Annotated in this window: 16 protein-coding genes; 8 read left to right on the top strand and 8 right to left on the bottom strand. The window is 54.0% G+C overall.

What is annotated here, in order from left to right:
- Nucleotides 1-14: 14 nt before the first annotated feature.
- Entirely contained in the window at nt 15-1,910 is a 1,896-nt protein-coding gene (locus ACFOSS_RS16365; RefSeq protein ID WP_377154614.1) for a DUF3413 domain-containing protein, read from the top strand.
- A gap of 69 nt (nt 1,911-1,979) precedes the next feature.
- On the top strand, nt 1,980-2,822 hold the full coding sequence (locus tag ACFOSS_RS16360) for a tetratricopeptide repeat protein (protein ID WP_377154612.1): 843 nt from the start codon (nt 1,980-1,982) through the stop codon (nt 2,820-2,822).
- Between the two features lie 72 nt (nt 2,823-2,894).
- Here the strand turns inward: ACFOSS_RS16360 and ACFOSS_RS16355 are convergent, their stop codons facing one another.
- Nucleotides 2,895-3,998: an AI-2E family transporter gene (locus ACFOSS_RS16355; RefSeq protein WP_377154610.1), complete on the bottom strand. Its 1,104-nt coding sequence runs from the start codon at nt 3,996-3,998 to the stop codon at nt 2,895-2,897.
- Between the two features lie 171 nt (nt 3,999-4,169).
- Between ACFOSS_RS16355 and bepA the strand changes: the two genes are divergently transcribed.
- Nucleotides 4,170-5,621, top strand: coding sequence for a beta-barrel assembly-enhancing protease (bepA, locus tag ACFOSS_RS16350; protein WP_377154608.1), 1,452 nt, complete (start codon nt 4,170-4,172; stop codon nt 5,619-5,621).
- A gap of 11 nt (nt 5,622-5,632) precedes the next feature.
- Nucleotides 5,633-5,983, top strand: a complete 351-nt coding sequence (gene arsC / locus ACFOSS_RS16345; protein WP_377154606.1) for an arsenate reductase (glutaredoxin) — start codon at nt 5,633-5,635, stop codon at nt 5,981-5,983.
- Between the two features lie 36 nt (nt 5,984-6,019).
- On the opposite strand, the gene hda is transcribed toward arsC, so the two are convergent.
- From hda to upp, 3 genes are all read right to left on the bottom strand, one after another.
- Nucleotides 6,020-6,718 (bottom strand): DnaA inactivator Hda, encoded by a 699-nt coding sequence (hda, locus tag ACFOSS_RS16340; protein ID WP_377154604.1) that lies wholly within the window; start codon nt 6,716-6,718, stop codon nt 6,020-6,022.
- 25 nt (nt 6,719-6,743) lie between these two features.
- Nucleotides 6,744-7,772 (bottom strand): DUF2066 domain-containing protein, encoded by a 1,029-nt coding sequence (locus tag ACFOSS_RS16335; protein ID WP_377154602.1) that lies wholly within the window; start codon nt 7,770-7,772, stop codon nt 6,744-6,746.
- Nucleotides 7,773-7,838: 66 nt separating this feature from the next.
- The gene (gene upp / locus ACFOSS_RS16330; protein WP_377154600.1) at nt 7,839-8,465 is read right to left on the bottom strand and encodes a uracil phosphoribosyltransferase; all 627 of its coding nucleotides are present in this window, start codon (nt 8,463-8,465) and stop codon (nt 7,839-7,841) included.
- Between the two features lie 166 nt (nt 8,466-8,631).
- Here upp and purM point away from each other — a divergent pair, with 166 nt between their 5' ends.
- The gene (gene purM, locus ACFOSS_RS16325; RefSeq protein ID WP_377154598.1) at nt 8,632-9,669 is read left to right on the top strand and encodes a phosphoribosylformylglycinamidine cyclo-ligase; all 1,038 of its coding nucleotides are present in this window, start codon (nt 8,632-8,634) and stop codon (nt 9,667-9,669) included.
- Complete coding sequence (gene purN, locus ACFOSS_RS16320) at nt 9,666-10,313, top strand: phosphoribosylglycinamide formyltransferase (RefSeq protein WP_377154596.1); 648 nt, start codon at nt 9,666-9,668, stop codon at nt 10,311-10,313. Before purM ends, purN begins: the two co-directional genes overlap by 4 nt.
- Nucleotides 10,314-10,381: 68 nt before the next feature.
- Here the strand turns inward: purN and ACFOSS_RS16315 are convergent, their stop codons facing one another.
- Both ACFOSS_RS16315 and lpcA read right to left on the bottom strand, forming a co-directional pair.
- A complete protein-coding gene (locus ACFOSS_RS16315; RefSeq protein WP_377154594.1) occupies nt 10,382-11,167 on the bottom strand; it encodes a class II glutamine amidotransferase in 786 nt (261 codons plus the stop codon).
- Nucleotides 11,168-11,183: 16 nt separating this feature from the next.
- The gene (gene lpcA, locus ACFOSS_RS16310; RefSeq protein WP_377154592.1) at nt 11,184-11,771 is read right to left on the bottom strand and encodes a D-sedoheptulose 7-phosphate isomerase; all 588 of its coding nucleotides are present in this window, start codon (nt 11,769-11,771) and stop codon (nt 11,184-11,186) included.
- A 189-nt stretch (nt 11,772-11,960) separates the two neighbouring features.
- On the opposite strand from lpcA, the gene ACFOSS_RS16305 reads away from it, so the two are divergent.
- Nucleotides 11,961-13,481: a DUF3369 domain-containing protein gene (locus ACFOSS_RS16305; protein ID WP_377154590.1), complete on the top strand. Its 1,521-nt coding sequence runs from the start codon at nt 11,961-11,963 to the stop codon at nt 13,479-13,481.
- Between the two features lie 45 nt (nt 13,482-13,526).
- On the opposite strand, the gene dnaQ is transcribed toward ACFOSS_RS16305, so the two are convergent.
- Nucleotides 13,527-14,288: a DNA polymerase III subunit epsilon gene (dnaQ, locus tag ACFOSS_RS16300; RefSeq protein ID WP_377154588.1), complete on the bottom strand. Its 762-nt coding sequence runs from the start codon at nt 14,286-14,288 to the stop codon at nt 13,527-13,529.
- A gap of 51 nt (nt 14,289-14,339) precedes the next feature.
- Here dnaQ and rnhA point away from each other — a divergent pair, with 51 nt between their 5' ends.
- Complete coding sequence (gene rnhA, locus ACFOSS_RS16295; RefSeq protein WP_377154586.1) at nt 14,340-14,804, top strand: ribonuclease HI; 465 nt, start codon at nt 14,340-14,342, stop codon at nt 14,802-14,804.
- On the opposite strand, the gene ACFOSS_RS16290 is transcribed toward rnhA, so the two are convergent.
- Nucleotides 14,801-15,517: a class I SAM-dependent methyltransferase gene (locus ACFOSS_RS16290; protein ID WP_377154584.1), complete on the bottom strand. Its 717-nt coding sequence runs from the start codon at nt 15,515-15,517 to the stop codon at nt 14,801-14,803. The two genes, rnhA and ACFOSS_RS16290, sit on opposite strands and share 4 nt — an antisense overlap.
- Between the last annotated feature and the right edge of the window lie 32 nt (nt 15,518-15,549).

The raw sequence follows: 15,549 nt of genomic DNA, 5'->3' as shown, positions 1-15,549 counted from the left end.
ACGGTACCCACCAGATGAATGCGCTTTTCAGCCCGTACAACTCTACTTTGTATCGCGAACAAGTGTCTCGCCATATCACTTGGGGGCACTGGTTTCTGCTTGGCAACATACTGCTAGGCATGCTGATTGCGTTACGCTATATCTTCGCGATGCCGTTACCTGATACCGGGCTGAGCCAATTGTATCTGCTCGTTAGCTGGATCGGCCATTTTGGGTATATTGGCTTCATTTTGTTTTTACTGACAATATTCCCTCTGACTTTTTTGATCACCAATCACCGCATATTACGTGGTGCCGCTGTGTTGGTGGCTTCAGTTCTCCAAGTGTTGTTACTTATTGATACACAGGTGTATCAATTATTAAAATTTCACCTCAACCCATATGTCTGGAATCTACTGGTAGAGAACTCGCAATCAAAATCCAGCCTCAACTGGAATTTCTTGTTCATCGCCATTCCGCTCATCATTGCGCTGGAAATCGTTTTTTCTTCACTTGCCTGGAAACGCCAGTTCCGACGGGCACGCCCCTGGCAAGGGCGCAGCCTGACCATTTTGTTTGTCTGCTGCTTCTTGGCAACCCATCTAATCCATATATGGGCTGATGCGAGCCTCTATTCGCCGATTACCGCTCAAAAATCGAATTTTCCACTTTCCTATCCGATGACAGCACGCAGTTTCCTGGCTCGTCATGGGTGGCTGGACCTGCAAGCGTTTGAAGCGCAAAAAGCCAATCCTGAGCACCAGGGCCACAGACGCATTGCCTATCCCCTCTCCTCATTGCAAGTCTCGCCACAGGATAGCCACCCCAATTTACTGCTAATCACGCTGCACGGGCTTCGCAGTGATATGGTCAACAATGTGGTCATGCCGAACCTGTCTCGCTTCGCCAGTCAGAGTCAGAACTTCGTACAGCATCTATCTGCAGATAACGAGCGCGAAAGCAGCCTTTTTAGCCTGTTTTATGGTCTCCCCGCTTCTTATATGGAGGAGATGCTGGCAGATCACCGCTCGCCCTTGTTGCTTGATGAACTTCAGCGCCAGGATTACCTGATTCGTGCTTTCTCAAGTCAGTCCATGCGCCAATCGCTCTATCGCAACGGTATCTTTAGCGGTGTGCGTCAGTTGCAAAATCAGAAAAAAGACAATGATGGTCAAATGAGCATCAAACGGTTGCTGACCTGGATCCCGCAGACTGAAGATAGCCGTCCTTGGTTTGCCTACCTGCAACTTGAAACTCCGGGTAATCTATGGAGCGACAGCGACGAAGAACAGGGCCCCTTCCAACCTGAATTGCAACAGATCGATCCGTTCAACATGCCGGACAACAGCCAGCGCAACCTGGTAGTCAATCGCTACAAGAACGCGGCATTCTTGACTGATAAACACCTTGGCGAGTTGTTCGACCACCTCGCCAGCATGAAGCTGATGGAGAAAACCATCATAGTGATCACCTCGGATCACGGATTCAGTCTCAGTGATCAGAATGACGGTAACTGGGGTGCAGGGATAAACTATACCAACAGCCAGCTTGAAGTTCCGATGATCATTCGCTGGCCAGGGCGCGCTGCCGCGACAGTGTCATCCATGAGCTCACACGTCGACTTGGCGCCGACGCTGCTGCAGGAGCTGCTCGGGGTAACGAATCCCGTGGCCGATTACAGTACCGGCCAATCACTCTACCAAGTCACACCACGGAACTGGTTGCTGGCCGGAAACGGCAATCGCTTTGTCATTGTCGCGCCGGAAACAGTCACCTTGTTTGACCGACAAGGTCGCTTCGAAGTCAGGGATCGCGCCCACTATCAGCTTCAGGACGACAGTCGGCCTGACATGCCAGTACTGCTCAAAGTCATGCGCGACTTGGCCCGTTTCCGCGGTATGGCTGTGAGCGAAGGTGAACGTCATCGCTGAGTATCCCGCTCTTGAAATCAGGCTGCGGCGCCCCCATTTCGACATTACGCTTACTGTTGGAAATAACGCATGATCATTAAACTGACACCGGAAAATCTTCGCAGCGAGCTACTCGAAGCATCACAACTGCGAACAGTAGCTGTCTATTTTTATGCTGATGCCCTGCCTGAATGCCAAGGGGTGGGATCTCAGGTCGAGTCATTGATTGGTGCCGATAACCCGCAACTTAATCTGTTACTCGCCGATATGGCGGATCCTCAGATGCAAGGGTTGGCCATGCAACTGGGATTGCAAGCCCTGCCAGCATTGGTGCTATTTCAACAGGGTCGTCCGGTTGATGCCCTGATGGGACCGGAACAGTTTGCTACCTTGAGCACCTGGCTAGCACCCTACCTGCCTAAAGAAGAAGAACTGCTATTTAACCAGGCACAACAGGCCTTGGCCGCTCAGGATCTGGATAGCGCCCTGGCTTTGTTGCAAAAAGCCCGCGCGTTACAGCCTCAGCATGCTGGTATCAATAAGCTGTATGCCGATGTCTGCATTCAGCTCAATCGCCTGTCGGAAGCCAAACAGATACTGGACGGCATCTTGATGGTAGATCAAGATGGCGACTACCAACGTCTGCTAGCCAGTCTGCAACTGGCAGAACAAGCCGCGCAAAGCCCAGAGGTGGTGGCGCTGGAGCAACAGTTGCAGCAGCAGCCGGATAATGGGCTATTGCGGCAGGAACTGGCGATTCAATACAGTCAGGCGGGAAAGAAGCAGGCTGCACTCGAGCTGCTGTTGCCGGTATTGAAACAGGATTTGAACTTTGGTGACGCCAAAAAAATCTACCTGGATATCCTCGCCACCATGGCAGGAGACCCTGTTGCCAGCCGTTTCCGACGCGAGCTGTATACGCTGATGTATTGAGTGCGCCAAGCACGTATAACAACGCCGGCCTTTGCCGGCGTTATGCATTTAGTTCGCCTGGTTACCAGGTCACTAATCAGCTTGCGTCGACGAATTTGGATTTGTGATGGTCGCTCTGGTCGGCACACGACTGCTATTTGGCCAGACATTCACCACCGCCTTGACCAGGGTCGCCAAAGGAATGGCAAAGAAGACGCCCCAAAAACCCCATAGCCCACCAAAGATCAACACAGCAATGATGATGGCGATCGGATGCAAATTCATCGCTTCGGAAAACAGTAACGGCACCAGCAAGTTCGCATCCAGAGCCTGCACAACCAGATAGGCTATCAGCAGGTAAGCAAACTCCGGTGACATGCCCCATTGAAACAACGCCACTATGATCACGGGTGCCGTGATCATCACAGCGCCAACATAGGGGATCAAGACCGACAGACCCACCCCGACCCCCAATAACAGGGCATAGTTGATCCCCATCACATAGAACATCAGGTAGTTGGCCAGGCTGACGACCAGAATATGGATCACCTTACCGCGGATGTAATTGACGATCTGCTCATTCATCTCGACCCATACCTGACGCGCCAGGTCTCGATTGCTCGGCAGGAAACGGTTGGTCGCCTTCAGCAGGACTGCCTTATCTTTGAGCATGAAGAACGTCATCAACGGCACCAGTATCAGATAAACCAGCACCAGCACCAGATTCACCAAGGATGAAAATGAGGCAGAAACAATCAGCTCACCAATGGACAGCAGACGCGCCTGGGCCGTATTGAGCAAGGTTTCAGCCAGGGAAACATCCATCAAATCAGGATAAGACTCGGGCAGCCGGAGCAGGTAAATCTTCAGCTTGGCCAGCATCACTGGCGCCTCTCGTGCCAGATTAATTCCCTGACGCACAATGCTCGGCAGCAAGCCGGTCATCAACAACAGCATGACGCCCAGAAAGAACAGCAACGTCAAAACACATGCTGTGGTACGCGAACACCCCAGACGAGTAAGGTGCTGTACCGGCCACTCCAGCAGATAAGCCAGTACCAGTGCCACCAGAATCGGGCCGATCAGATCGCCAAGAAAGTAGATGGTCAGGAACCCACCCAGCAGCATCAAAAAGAGCGTAGCGGCAGCGGGATCGGAAAAACGACGGCGGTACCAGCTGATAAACAGATTAAACATGAGACTTCCTGCAATGATGCCATTCTCGGCAGGCCAGAAGCAGACTCGTGTCTGAACAGGCAAAGCGAAGCTTCATTATCCTCGGATCACCCGGTATGTGCCAGCAGGATTGCCCCTTGTCCGCCCCTATACTGCGGAGTATTCTTCCGCCACAACTGTGGAGAGAGTGCTGTGAATAAAACGCGAATCGGACTATCCATCGCCGGCTGCCTGCTACTGGCGAGCCTCAGTGCATCTGTGATGGCCATGAATGAAAGTCAACTACCCGATATCGGCACCGCCGGTGTGTCTGCCCTCACCATAGATAGAGAAGTCATGTATGGCGAGGCGTTCCTTCGCCAGGCTCGTGCCCAGTTACCGATAGTCGATGATCCGGTTCTGAGTGATTATCTGGACGATTTAGGCCAACGCCTGGTCAGCCATGCCAGTGATGTCCGCTTTCCATTTACTTTTTTTCTCGTCCGGGACGACACCATCAACGCAGCCGCATTCCTGGGCGGCAAGGTCAAGGTACACACAGGCCTGTTTCTGAATGCGGATAACGAGAGCGAGCTGGCATCGGTGCTGGCGCATGAAATCAGCCACGTCACCCAGCGTCACATCGCCCGCTACATGGAGGCACAGACGCGCCAGGCCCCCGTGACCATGGCCGGCCTGGTTGGTTCGGTCGCATTAGCCATTCTCAATCCGGCCGCAGGGATCGCCGCCTTGCAAACCACCATGGGAATACAGGCGCAAACGGCCATTAACTATACCCGCGATAACGAATTCGAAGCCGACCGTATCGGCATGAAGTTATTGAACGATGCCGGTTTTGAACCAATGGGCATGGCGACCTTCTTCCAGAAGCTGGCCGCAACCTATCGCTATGCCAGCAAACCGCCAGAAATGTTGCTAACTCACCCGCTACCTGAAACCCGGATTACGGAAGCGCGCAACCGCGCAGCCAGTTATCGCGTCATTACCCCGCACGATAACCTCAATTTCAATCTCGCCAAGGCGCGCATTCAGGTCCGCTTCAGCAGTGAAACGGCCGACGGTATGCTCAGCTACTTCGACCGTCAGCTCAAACGCACGCCTGATCGGGCAGACATGCTGTATGGCAAGGCACTGGCATTGCTGGCGCAAGACAATTCGGCTGCCGCCTCCCCCATCATTACTGAGCTGGCACAACGTTATCCGGATAATCTGTTTGTACTGGATACCCAGACTGATATCGATATGTCCAATCACCAGGCCGCCAAAGCAATCCAACGACTGGAGCAATGGCAACGCCGCCAGCCGGACAACAGTGTCGTCGTATTCAATCTGGCCAGTGGTTACCTGCAACAGGGGCAAGCCAGCAAAGCGGCTCGGCTGCTGGATCTCTACGTACGCAATCACCCTGACAGCAGCCTCGGCTGGCGCAGCCTTGTCGACGCCTACCAACAGAGCGGCGACGAAACCAACATGCACATTGCATTGTCTGAAAGTCGCGCCTTGATGGGGGATTACCAGCGTGCCATGGATGAGCTGAATCTGGCTCGGGCCACCAGCAATGACAAATTAGTGCTTGCCCGCATCGATGCCAGGCAGGTACAGCTGGAAGAGGCCAAACGACTTGATGAGAGCCTGCGACAATGAATGGAGGAACGATGAGCCTTTGTATCTATCACAATCCGCGCTGCTCGAAGAGCCGGGAAACACTGGCCCTGCTGGAGAGCCGGCAGCTGCAGCCCAACATCATTCGCTATCTGGAAACACCGCCGGATATCACGACGCTACGCACTTTGGTTAGCCAGCTGGGATTAAGCTCGGTTCGGGACATGATGCGCCGTAAGGACGCCCTCTACAGCGAATTAAAGCTCGATAATCCGCAACTCGGTGAAGAAGATCTGCTGCAGGTGTTGGTCGACAATCCACAGTTGTTGGAGCGCCCCATCGTTGTCAAAGATGGTCAGGCTCGCATTGGCCGCCCGCCAGAGCACGTCTTGGCGATTCTCTGACACCCCTGCACACAGGCGAGCCAGAATACGGCTCGCTTACAATCCCAGCGTGTCCTTGACAAACGGTATGGTCAGTTTGCGCTTGGCATCCAGTGATGCGCTGTCGAGCGCATCAAGGGTAGTCAATAACGTCCGCATGTCGCGTGAGAGTCGGTGCAACAAAAAACGCCCCACATCAACCGGCAGTTTTAGGCCTCGCAACTCAGCTCTCAATTGTAAGGCGCTCAACTTGCCCTCATCATCGAGATCATGCAACTGATACGAAAGCCCCCAATCCAGTCGCGAAGCCAAATCCGGAAGACATAAGCCGATCTTGCGAGGTGCCGTCGCCGCAGTGACGATCAACGAGCCATGATTGTGCTCTTTCCAGCGATTGAAAAAATCAAACAATGATTCTTCCCAATCGGCTCGGCCAGCAATCGCATCGATGTTATCCAGGCAAACCAACGGTAATTGCTCCATCTGCTCCAGGACATCGGGCTCGAAACTCGAATACTGATCCAACGGGATATAGGCTGCCGCTTCACCACAGGCATTCACTTCTGCACAGGTGGCGTGCAACAGATGGCTGCGCCCAGAGCCATGGGCACCCCACACGAACACCAGCGGCGCCCCCTGGCCAATCGCCGCATTTTTAAGATTGGTGATCAGCTGGGCATTATCCCCGGGATAAAAACTGGCGAAAGTCTCATCGTCCGGGAGCTGTACCGCCAGCGAAAGTTGTGCTGCCTGCATGGCTCGTTTTTTCCTGTCACTCAAATTAGTTGCTCTGCCAATGGCGGATAAACGGGGTCGCGACTTCACCTTGCAAGCGCGCTTCAGCTTGCAACGCCGTGATGACCGCCGCCTGATCAGATTTGGCCTCCAACACGATCACGGCAGTATCCCCAGAGAGGTTTTCTATACTGCTGTGCGCCACACTCGGCCATTGCCCAATGCAGCTCTGCACCGCCAACACATCGTCCAGACTGCGCAGTCCATCGACCCGTAACCGCAGCCGATTGCCAGTCCACCCTAGCGGCTCATCCGCTGCGGCAGCAACAGCCAAGTCCAGTGACTGGGGTGCCACAGGCTTTGCAAAACGACTGGCATAATAATCGGCAAACGCCGCCATGGTCTGCTGAACGACCTGCTGCTCATCCCCGCTGGCCTGGCCCTTGATCAGCGCACGACCTTTGCCATCCGGTTCATAGAGTTGCCAGCGTAACAGCCATTGGCCTTGCTCGCTGCGAGATAACTCAGCCAGCACAGGCCAATAATCCCCATATCGTTGACCAGCAATCAGAATCGGATTGATCATTCCCTGGCTGACCAAATCCGGCGTGACCTTGGCGATGTCATCCAGATCCATCAACGGAAACAGGGTTGGAAGCGCCCAATACTCCCCCTGAGTAGCAAACAATGCAGGCCAGGCGGTAGAGCTATCACCCGGCAGCAACGTCATATCGGCATGGCTCATGTCCCGGATCCACAATAGCAATCCCGGGCGCGGCGTCTCCCAGCGCAGTCCCCCTGCCCGCAACAGTAACGCCCCCATCGCTTGCTGATTGAAGGAGAGCATCCCTGGCGTAGCCGATTGCTGGTACTCCTGCGGTGACGACAACGCCTGCTGTACCATCGGCAACTGCATATCAAGCTGTCCCCCCGTAAGGCGCTGTAGTACCTGTGCCATGCCTGCCGCAGGCGACAACGAGTTTGGAACGCTATAAACGTCCAGTTGCGGCGCTGCCGACAGCAGTGTCGATACCAGCCAAATCAGGTAGCCAATATAATAAACCGGCTTGCGCATTCCTCCCCCTTCGACATGGTAGCCATGTCGCTCCGCGGCTGGCGTCAAACAACCTCTATCGTCTTGTTACTTGGTGCCGAAAATTTTGTCTCCGGCATCGCCGAGCCCGGGCACTATATAGCCCTTGTCGTTCAGACGCTGGTCAATGGCGGCACAGTACAACTCGACATCATCGTGAGCTTCCTGCAAGGCTTGGATCCCTTCTGGAGCCGCCACCAGCACGATCACTTTGATGGATTTACAACCCTTCTTTTTTAACAGATCGATGGTGGCAATCATGGAACCACCGGTCGCCAACATAGGATCCACGACCAGGGCCAGACGCTCTTCAATGTTGCTGACAATTTTTTCAAAGTACGGCACCGGCTTCAGCGTCTCTTCATCGCGGTAGATGCCCACGACGCTGACCCGAGCGCTCGGCATATGCTCCAGAACGCCATCCATCATGCCCAGTCCAGCACGTAAGATCGGTACCACTGTGACCTTCTTGCCCTTGATCTGATCGACGCTAACCGGGCCATTCCAGCCTTCAATGGTCACTTTTTCGGTTTCAAAATCGGCAGTTGCCTCATAGGTCAGCAAACTCCCCACCTCTTTGGCAAGCTCACGAAAACGCTTGGTGCTGATATCACACTCACGCATCAGACCCAGCTTGTGTTTAACCAGCGGGTGTTTGACTTCTACGACTTTCATTTCAGGCTCCTCGGCAACATGCAAAACTGCAGAATTTTATCATTCGTAACGAGCGCTGTGGAGCAGTTTAATCGAAGACCAGACAAACGATTTCGTTTTGTCCTTCCGTCGTTGATTGCTAGAATGTGCGCGTTTTTTCCACCCCCTGATACGACAAGGATCTCCCGTGACTGACAAGACCTCACTGAGCTACAAGGATGCTGGCGTAGACATCGATGCAGGCAATGCCCTCGTTGAACGCATCAAAGGTGTATCCAAGCGCACTCGCCGCCCGGAAGTAATTGGTGGCCTCGGTGGTTTTGGCGCCCTGTGCCGCATCCCGGCAGGTTATCGCGAACCTGTGCTGGTCTCCGGTACGGATGGCGTGGGCACCAAGCTGCGTCTGGCCATCGACCTGAAGAAGCACGATACCGTCGGTATAGATCTGGTGGCCATGTGTGCCAACGACCTGATCGTGCAAGGGGCTGAACCCCTGTTTTTCCTCGACTACTATGCAACTGGCAAACTGGATGTTGATACCGCAGCCGCCGTTGTCACTGGCATCGGTGCAGGTTGTGAAATGTCGGGTTGCTCGCTGATCGGCGGTGAAACAGCGGAAATGCCAGGGATGTACGAAGGTGAAGACTACGACATTGCCGGTTTTTGTGTCGGTGTTGTCGAAGCCTCGGAAATCATCGATGGCAGCAAGGTCAAGGCCGGTGATGCGCTGATTGCTTTGGCATCCTCAGGTCCGCACTCAAATGGTTTCTCATTGATCCGCAAGATTCTCGAAGTATCCCAGGCAGACCTGTCGCAACAAGTCGGGGACAAGAGCCTGGCCGATGCCCTGCTGGAACCGACGCGGATTTACGTCAAACCGGTACTGAAGTTGATCGAAGCTTGTGATATCCATGCGCTGTCGCACATCACGGGTGGCGGTTTCTGGGAAAACATACCGCGTGTTCTTCCGGAAAAAACCAAGGCCGTCATCGACGGTAGCAGTTGGCAATGGCCTGCCGTTTTCAGCTGGCTGCAGCAGAATGGCAATGTGGACACCTATGAGATGTACCGCACATTCAACTGTGGCGTCGGCATGGTTATCGCCCTGCCTGCGGACCAGGTCTCTGCCGCGCTGGCTTTGTTGCAAGCCGAAGGCGAGCAAGCGTGGTTGATCGGGGCCATTGCCGATGCCGCTGATGATGAAGCGCAGGTCGAAATCAAATGACACGTTTCGTCGTCCTGATCTCCGGTAACGGCAGCAATCTGCAGGCATTGATCGACGCCTGTGCTGACGGCCGAATCCAGGGCCAGCTAGTGGGTGTTATCAGCAATAAGGCCGAGGCATTCGGCCTGCAACGTGCACAGGATGCAGGCATCCCGACACAGGTGCTGGCGAATGCCGACTTTGCCTCCCGCGAAGATTATGACGCCGCCCTGATAACTGCGCTGGAGTCCTGGCAACCGGATTTATTGGTCATGGCCGGCTTCATGCGCATTCTGACGCCCGCCTTCGTCCAGCACTTTGCCGGGCGAATGCTGAATATTCATCCGTCATTGCTACCCAAGTATCAAGGCATCAAAACCCACCAGCGTGCGATGGCCGCCGGTGATGATGTCCACGGTGCGACGGTGCATTTTGTGACCGAAGAGCTGGATGGCGGCCCTGTCGTATTACAAGCCAAGGTGCCGATATTCAGTGATGACAGTGTCGAAGATCTGGCTGCTCGTGTGCTCACGCAGGAACACCAAATCTATCCTTTGGTTGTGAACTGGTATTGTCAACGCAGACTGCAAATGCGGGATGGACGCGCCTGGCTGGACGGACGTTGCCTGCCGACTGCGGGCTATGCCAGCGATGACGATGAATGAGTGCTTGCACGGCATGAAAAGGGAGCTCATCGCTCCCTTTTCTTTTGCTCACCGATATGGGGACCGCTTCACACCGGAACAACGCCCGACAACGTACATTCGCCGTAGTGAAACAAATTGAATTCACCACTTTTCATCTGACACCAGGCTTCATTTTGAGTCAGAGGCTGAGTCGCAATGACCGTGACCACATCCTTCGGCGTAGTCTCTTTCTGAAAATCGATGGTGACATCTTCGTCCAATAGTTGAGCCTCGCCGAACGGCGCCCGTCGCGTCAGCCAATGCAAGTGCGTCGAGCAGAATGTCATCACAAATTCACCATCGGTCAACAGCATGTTGAACACGCCCATGTCCCGGAGTTGCCCACACCATTCCGCCACCGCCGCGAATAGCTCGGCAGGCTGTTCAGGCGGCACAGGAAACCGTGACTCCATGCGGTTTAACAACCAACAGAACGCCCGTTCACTGTCCGTCTGGCCAACGGGCCAAAAACGTCCCGTATCCAGTGTTTCATAGCCCGCAAGCTGACCATTGTGCGCAAAGGTCCAGTAACGGCCCCACAGCTCGCGGGTAAACGGGTGGGTATTTTCCAGGGCAACAGCGCCACGGTTTGCCTGGCGGATATGGCTGACAATCGCACAGCTTTTTATCGGATACTCCTGGACCAGTTGCGCAATGCGTGACTGACAACTGGGCATCGGATCCTTGAACGTACGACAGCCTTTGCCCTCGTAGAAAGTGATACCCCAACCATCCCGATGCGGCCCGGTTTTTCCGCCACGCTGCATCAAGCCGGTAAAGCTGAAGCAGATGTCAGTCGGTACATTGGCACTCAAGCCCAACAACTCGCACATGATGACGATCTCCGCCTCAGTCCGCCTGGCGCACCATTTCCAGCTCGATGAGCTGAATCAGCAGATGAATCACTTTGATATGCACCTCCTGAATGCGATCGGCATACCCAAAATGCGGTACGCGAATCTCGACATCCGCCAAGGCCGCCATTTTGCCACCGTCTTTGCCAGTCAGGGCGACACAGAGGATGCCTTTCCCTCGAGCCGCTTCCATCGCGCGCAGCACGTTCGCCGAATTACCACTCGTTGAAATTCCGAGCAGCACATCACCTCGACGGCCGACCGCCTCGACATACCGGGAAAAAACAAATTCATACCCAAAATCATTACTGACGCAGGAGAGATGACTGGGGTCGGAGATAGCAATCCCCGCATAGCCCGGGCGGTTCTCACGGTAACGTCCTGTTAACTCCTCGGCAAAGTGCATGGCATCACAATGCGAACCACCATTGCCACAGGAGAGAATCTTGCCGTCCTGACGCAAAGTATGAGCCATCAAGGTCGCTGCTTGTTCAATTTTCTGCAGGTTGGCAGGGTCCGACATAAACGCATTCAACACGGTCGCGGCATCTGACAGTTCAGATTGAATCAGTTCCTGGTACATATAACCCCCTAGCATGACTAAGCCCGCATTCTGACACAGGGGGGCAATGTCGTCATCCTCACCAGATTCAGGCTTTTGATTGCGCTTACGCACAGATTGCTCGCTTGCAGGTTTTGTTCGCTTTTTTTATTAAAATCTTTTTATATGATTAGGAGGTCATACAGCGAGATGTCAGGTGATACGGTGCAAATGGATGATGAAATACTGATTGTCGATGATGAGCATGAGACAGCCTGTCATGTGCGTGAAGGCTGGAAAGTGCTGATCGTTGATGATGAACCCGAAGTTCATCGCATCACCAAGATGACGCTGGCGCAATTTATATTTGACGCTCGGCCCATCGAGTTTTTACACGCCTATACCGGGGATGAAGCCATCGCCATCATGGCGAACGAATCGGACATTGCCTTGATTCTGCTGGATGTAGTGATGGAAACCGACAACGCAGGGTTGAATGTTGTCAAACATGTCCGCGATGTCCTGCAAAATCCCCACGTCCGGATCGTGTTACGCACAGGCCAGCCCGGACAAGCACCTGAAGATGATGTCGTCGCCAACTATGACATCAACGACTACAAGGACAAAACTGAGCTGACATCACAGAAGCTCAGGACTCTGATCCGCGCCAGTCTGCGCTCCTATCGTGATATTCGGACCCTGGAACACCACAGGCGCGGCCTGGAAAAAGTCATTGCCGCGTCAAAAGGCATTTTCGAAAAGCAGGCCCTCAAACAATTTGCTGAAGGCACACTTGAGCAGCTTTCGGCGCTGCTTGCGCTTGAAGAGAGCAGTCTCTATACCTTGCGTCACAATGCCTATGAATTACGCAATAGCACGCTGGAAACCCTGTTGAGCAACACTGTGTTGCTGGTCGGCGACGACAAGGCCAATCCTAGTGATGTGGTCCTCGAAGCGATGCGACAACGCCAGAACCTGTATCGCGATAACGAACTGGTCATTTTCTGTAATAACCCCAGACACAGTCTGATCTTTCATATTGAGGGGACGCGGCCGCTCAGCCAGATGGATACCTATCTGCTGAATCTGTTTACCGAGAACATTATCATCGCGTTGGAGAATATCCGACTCAACGAGTTGCTGGCCGATAATCAGCGGGAAATTATTTATCGCATCGGTGAAATCGTCGAAACCCGCTCCAAAGAGTCGGGGCTGCACGTTAAGCGGGTTGCATTGTATTGTGAACTGTTTGCCAAGTTGCTTGGCCTCAGCGATGAAAAGGCTGAACTCCTCAAGCGCGCCTCGCCTTTACACGATATCGGCAAGATTGGCATACCCGATGCTGTGTTGCATAAGCCTGGAAAACTTGATGCCGACGAGTGGGAAATCATGAAAACCCACGCCCAAATCGGTTATGACATGCTCAGTGGTTCGGATATCGAGCTGTTTCAAGTCGCGTCACAGATAGCGCTCAACCACCATGAAAAGTGGGATGGCAGCGGATATCCGCAAGGACTGCGCGAGCGCAACATTCCTCTAGAAGGTCGTATTACAGCCCTGGTTGATGTATTTGATGCGCTAGGCTCGGATCGTTGCTATAAGCGCGCATGGCCCCTGGACAAGATCCTGACCCTGATCCGCGAGGAGAAAGGCCGCCATTTTGATCCCGATCTGGTCGATCTGATGTTAGCCAATCTCGAGCACTTCCTGGCAATCCGCGATACCTATCGCGACGAGTTCCAGGGTGAATAAAAACCTGAGATGACGTTGCGAATCGGCACTCCCTGCCGGTTCGCCTCAATCGCTCACGGCCAGCCCCTCTCGCCACAGACAGCGGCCTCCTTTCTTCTGTACCAGATCGAGGCGTTTTTCATGCGCTGCCAACTCCGATGCCGAAGCCTGAATGACCCGCAGCGGGCGATTGTCTCTTACGGTTGCGACATCCGTGCCCGCTTGCTCACCGGCAGATTGCTGCTCAGTCATTGCCAGCTCCAGGCGTGTCTGCCCGCCTGTCATCAACAGGTAGACATCCGCCAGGATTTCAGCGTCCAACAAAGCGCCGTGCAGCGTACGGTGGCTGTTATCAATATCGTAGCGCGAACACAAGGCATCCAAGCTGTTACGCTTGCCCGGGAATAGACGCCGCGCCATGACGAGCGTATCTGTTACCGAACAGATATCCCGGGTTTTAAGCGGGCGCCCCAGAAGCTCGAATTCATAATCCATGAAGCCGACGTCAAACGGCGCGTTATGAATGACCAGTTCAGCTCCACGGATAAACTCAATGAACTCATCTGCCTTTTGCGCGAAACTGGGTTTGTCTCGCAAGAACGCATCGGTAATCCCGTGTACCCGGATCGCCTCTTCATCCACCAGACGGTCAGGCTTGAGATAGGCATGATAATGCCTGCCCGTCAGCCGCCGATTGATAACCTCGACGCAACCAATTTCAATGATCCGGTGGCCAAGATAATGCGCTCCGCCACTCTGGTTCATCCCCGTGGTTTCGGTATCCAGGATGACCTGGCGGCTGGCGGACGTTGTTAGGTTTGGGTTCATGATGCTTTTGTGTCAGACTGCGGGCCAAAACCCTATTCTATCCGACAAAGCATGTTAAAACAGGTCTCTCTTTATACTGATGGCTCCTGCCTCGGCAATCCCGGCCCCGGTGGATATGGTGTGGTACTGATCTATCGCCAGCATCGTAAAGAGCTCGCCCAGGGTTATCGTCTGACAACGAACAACAGAATGGAGTTGCTGGCTGCCATTGCTGGCCTCAAGACGCTGCATGAACGCTGTGCCGTCAGCCTGACGACAGATAGCCAATATGTCCGGCAAGGCATTACCGAATGGATACAAAACTGGAAACGTCGTGGTTGGTTGACCGCAGCACGGGAGCCGGTGAAAAATGTCGATTTATGGCAACAACTCGATGAACAGGTGCAACGCCATGATGTAACCTGGCTGTGGGTAAAAGGTCACTCAGGGCATACGGAAAACGAGCGCTGCGATCAATTGGCTCGAGAAGCCGCCAGTGGTAATGAATTGCTGGATGATACCGGCTACCGCCCCTAAACCCGCGCCATACCAGGTACGATGATTGGCTTACGCTGCCAGCGCTGCTTGAGCTCTGGCGTTAACGGAATCGTCCGCTTTCTTGCCGCCAGCACATAGACCGATGCCAGATAAGGGACGTAGTCCCGCCCAAGATTTTCTCGCCACCAGTGAATTCGGCTATTGCTGGAAAAGCTGCTGAAACCAAACAGCTCACAATGCACCATTTCGAATCCCAACAGCTCCAGCCAGTCACGAATCCGCTCCGGCGCAAACATCCGCGCATGCCATGGCTGACGACGACGGAGCGATGGCCACCAGCGCCCGATCCCCACCAGACTGTGTGGATTAAAGCCGCTGATCAGAACCCAGCCATCGACGGTCAATACGCGATCGACCTCGCGTAATAACTGATGCGGATCAGCGCTGTAATCAAGCGCATGGGCCAGCAAACACGCATCAATGGCACCATCTCTGATCGGTAAATCTTCCAGTTCACCCCGAAGACCAATCTGCTGGCCTTCGGGCGCCAACGCGCTCTGGTGCCTGATGGTTGAACAGCAGCAAGAGAGCTCGCTGCTCAAAGCCCCCAGCTTCAGTAGATGATAACCAAATAGCTCAGGACACCAGGCATTCAAACGTTCCTGAATTTCGGCTGCGATCCACTCCCCCATCGGCAGTTCAGACCAATGCAGGGGCGGACACATGGCTCGGCGTGTCAACGCAGGTTTCACAGCGGCTCCAGTCTGTTAGAGTGCTCAGCAAG

It is taken from the genome of Pseudaeromonas sharmana (genome assembly GCF_042649925.1).
GTDB lineage: Bacteria > Pseudomonadota > Gammaproteobacteria > Enterobacterales > Aeromonadaceae > Pseudaeromonas > Pseudaeromonas sharmana.
This window is presented reverse-complemented; position numbering and strand designations above follow the sequence as displayed.

What these genes read in the sequence shown, in the direction of transcription:
- ACFOSS_RS16355 (WP_377154610.1), bottom strand. Translation starts at nt 3,998, where the DNA reads ATGTTTAATCTGTTTATCAGCTGGTACCGCCGTCGTTTTTCCGATCCC.
- upp (WP_377154600.1), bottom strand. Translation starts at nt 8,465, where the DNA reads ATGAAAGTCGTAGAAGTCAAACACCCGCTGGTTAAACACAAGCTGGGT.
- ACFOSS_RS16365 (WP_377154614.1), top strand. Translation starts at nt 15, where the DNA reads ATGAATGCGCTTTTCAGCCCGTACAACTCTACTTTGTATCGCGAACAA.
- ACFOSS_RS16305 (WP_377154590.1), top strand. Translation starts at nt 11,961, where the DNA reads ATGGATGATGAAATACTGATTGTCGATGATGAGCATGAGACAGCCTGT.
- ACFOSS_RS16335 (WP_377154602.1), bottom strand. Translation starts at nt 7,772, where the DNA reads ATGCGCAAGCCGGTTTATTATATTGGCTACCTGATTTGGCTGGTATCG.
- lpcA (WP_377154592.1), bottom strand. Translation starts at nt 11,771, where the DNA reads ATGTACCAGGAACTGATTCAATCTGAACTGTCAGATGCCGCGACCGTG.
- ACFOSS_RS16360 (WP_377154612.1), top strand. Translation starts at nt 1,980, where the DNA reads ATGATCATTAAACTGACACCGGAAAATCTTCGCAGCGAGCTACTCGAA.
- dnaQ (WP_377154588.1), bottom strand. Translation starts at nt 14,288, where the DNA reads ATGAACCCAAACCTAACAACGTCCGCCAGCCGCCAGGTCATCCTGGAT.
- arsC (WP_377154606.1), top strand. Translation starts at nt 5,633, where the DNA reads ATGAGCCTTTGTATCTATCACAATCCGCGCTGCTCGAAGAGCCGGGAA.
- ACFOSS_RS16315 (WP_377154594.1), bottom strand. Translation starts at nt 11,167, where the DNA reads ATGTGCGAGTTGTTGGGCTTGAGTGCCAATGTACCGACTGACATCTGC.
- hda (WP_377154604.1), bottom strand. Translation starts at nt 6,718, where the DNA reads ATGCAGGCAGCACAACTTTCGCTGGCGGTACAGCTCCCGGACGATGAG.
- purN (WP_377154596.1), top strand. Translation starts at nt 9,666, where the DNA reads ATGACACGTTTCGTCGTCCTGATCTCCGGTAACGGCAGCAATCTGCAG.
- rnhA (WP_377154586.1), top strand. Translation starts at nt 14,340, where the DNA reads ATGTTAAAACAGGTCTCTCTTTATACTGATGGCTCCTGCCTCGGCAAT.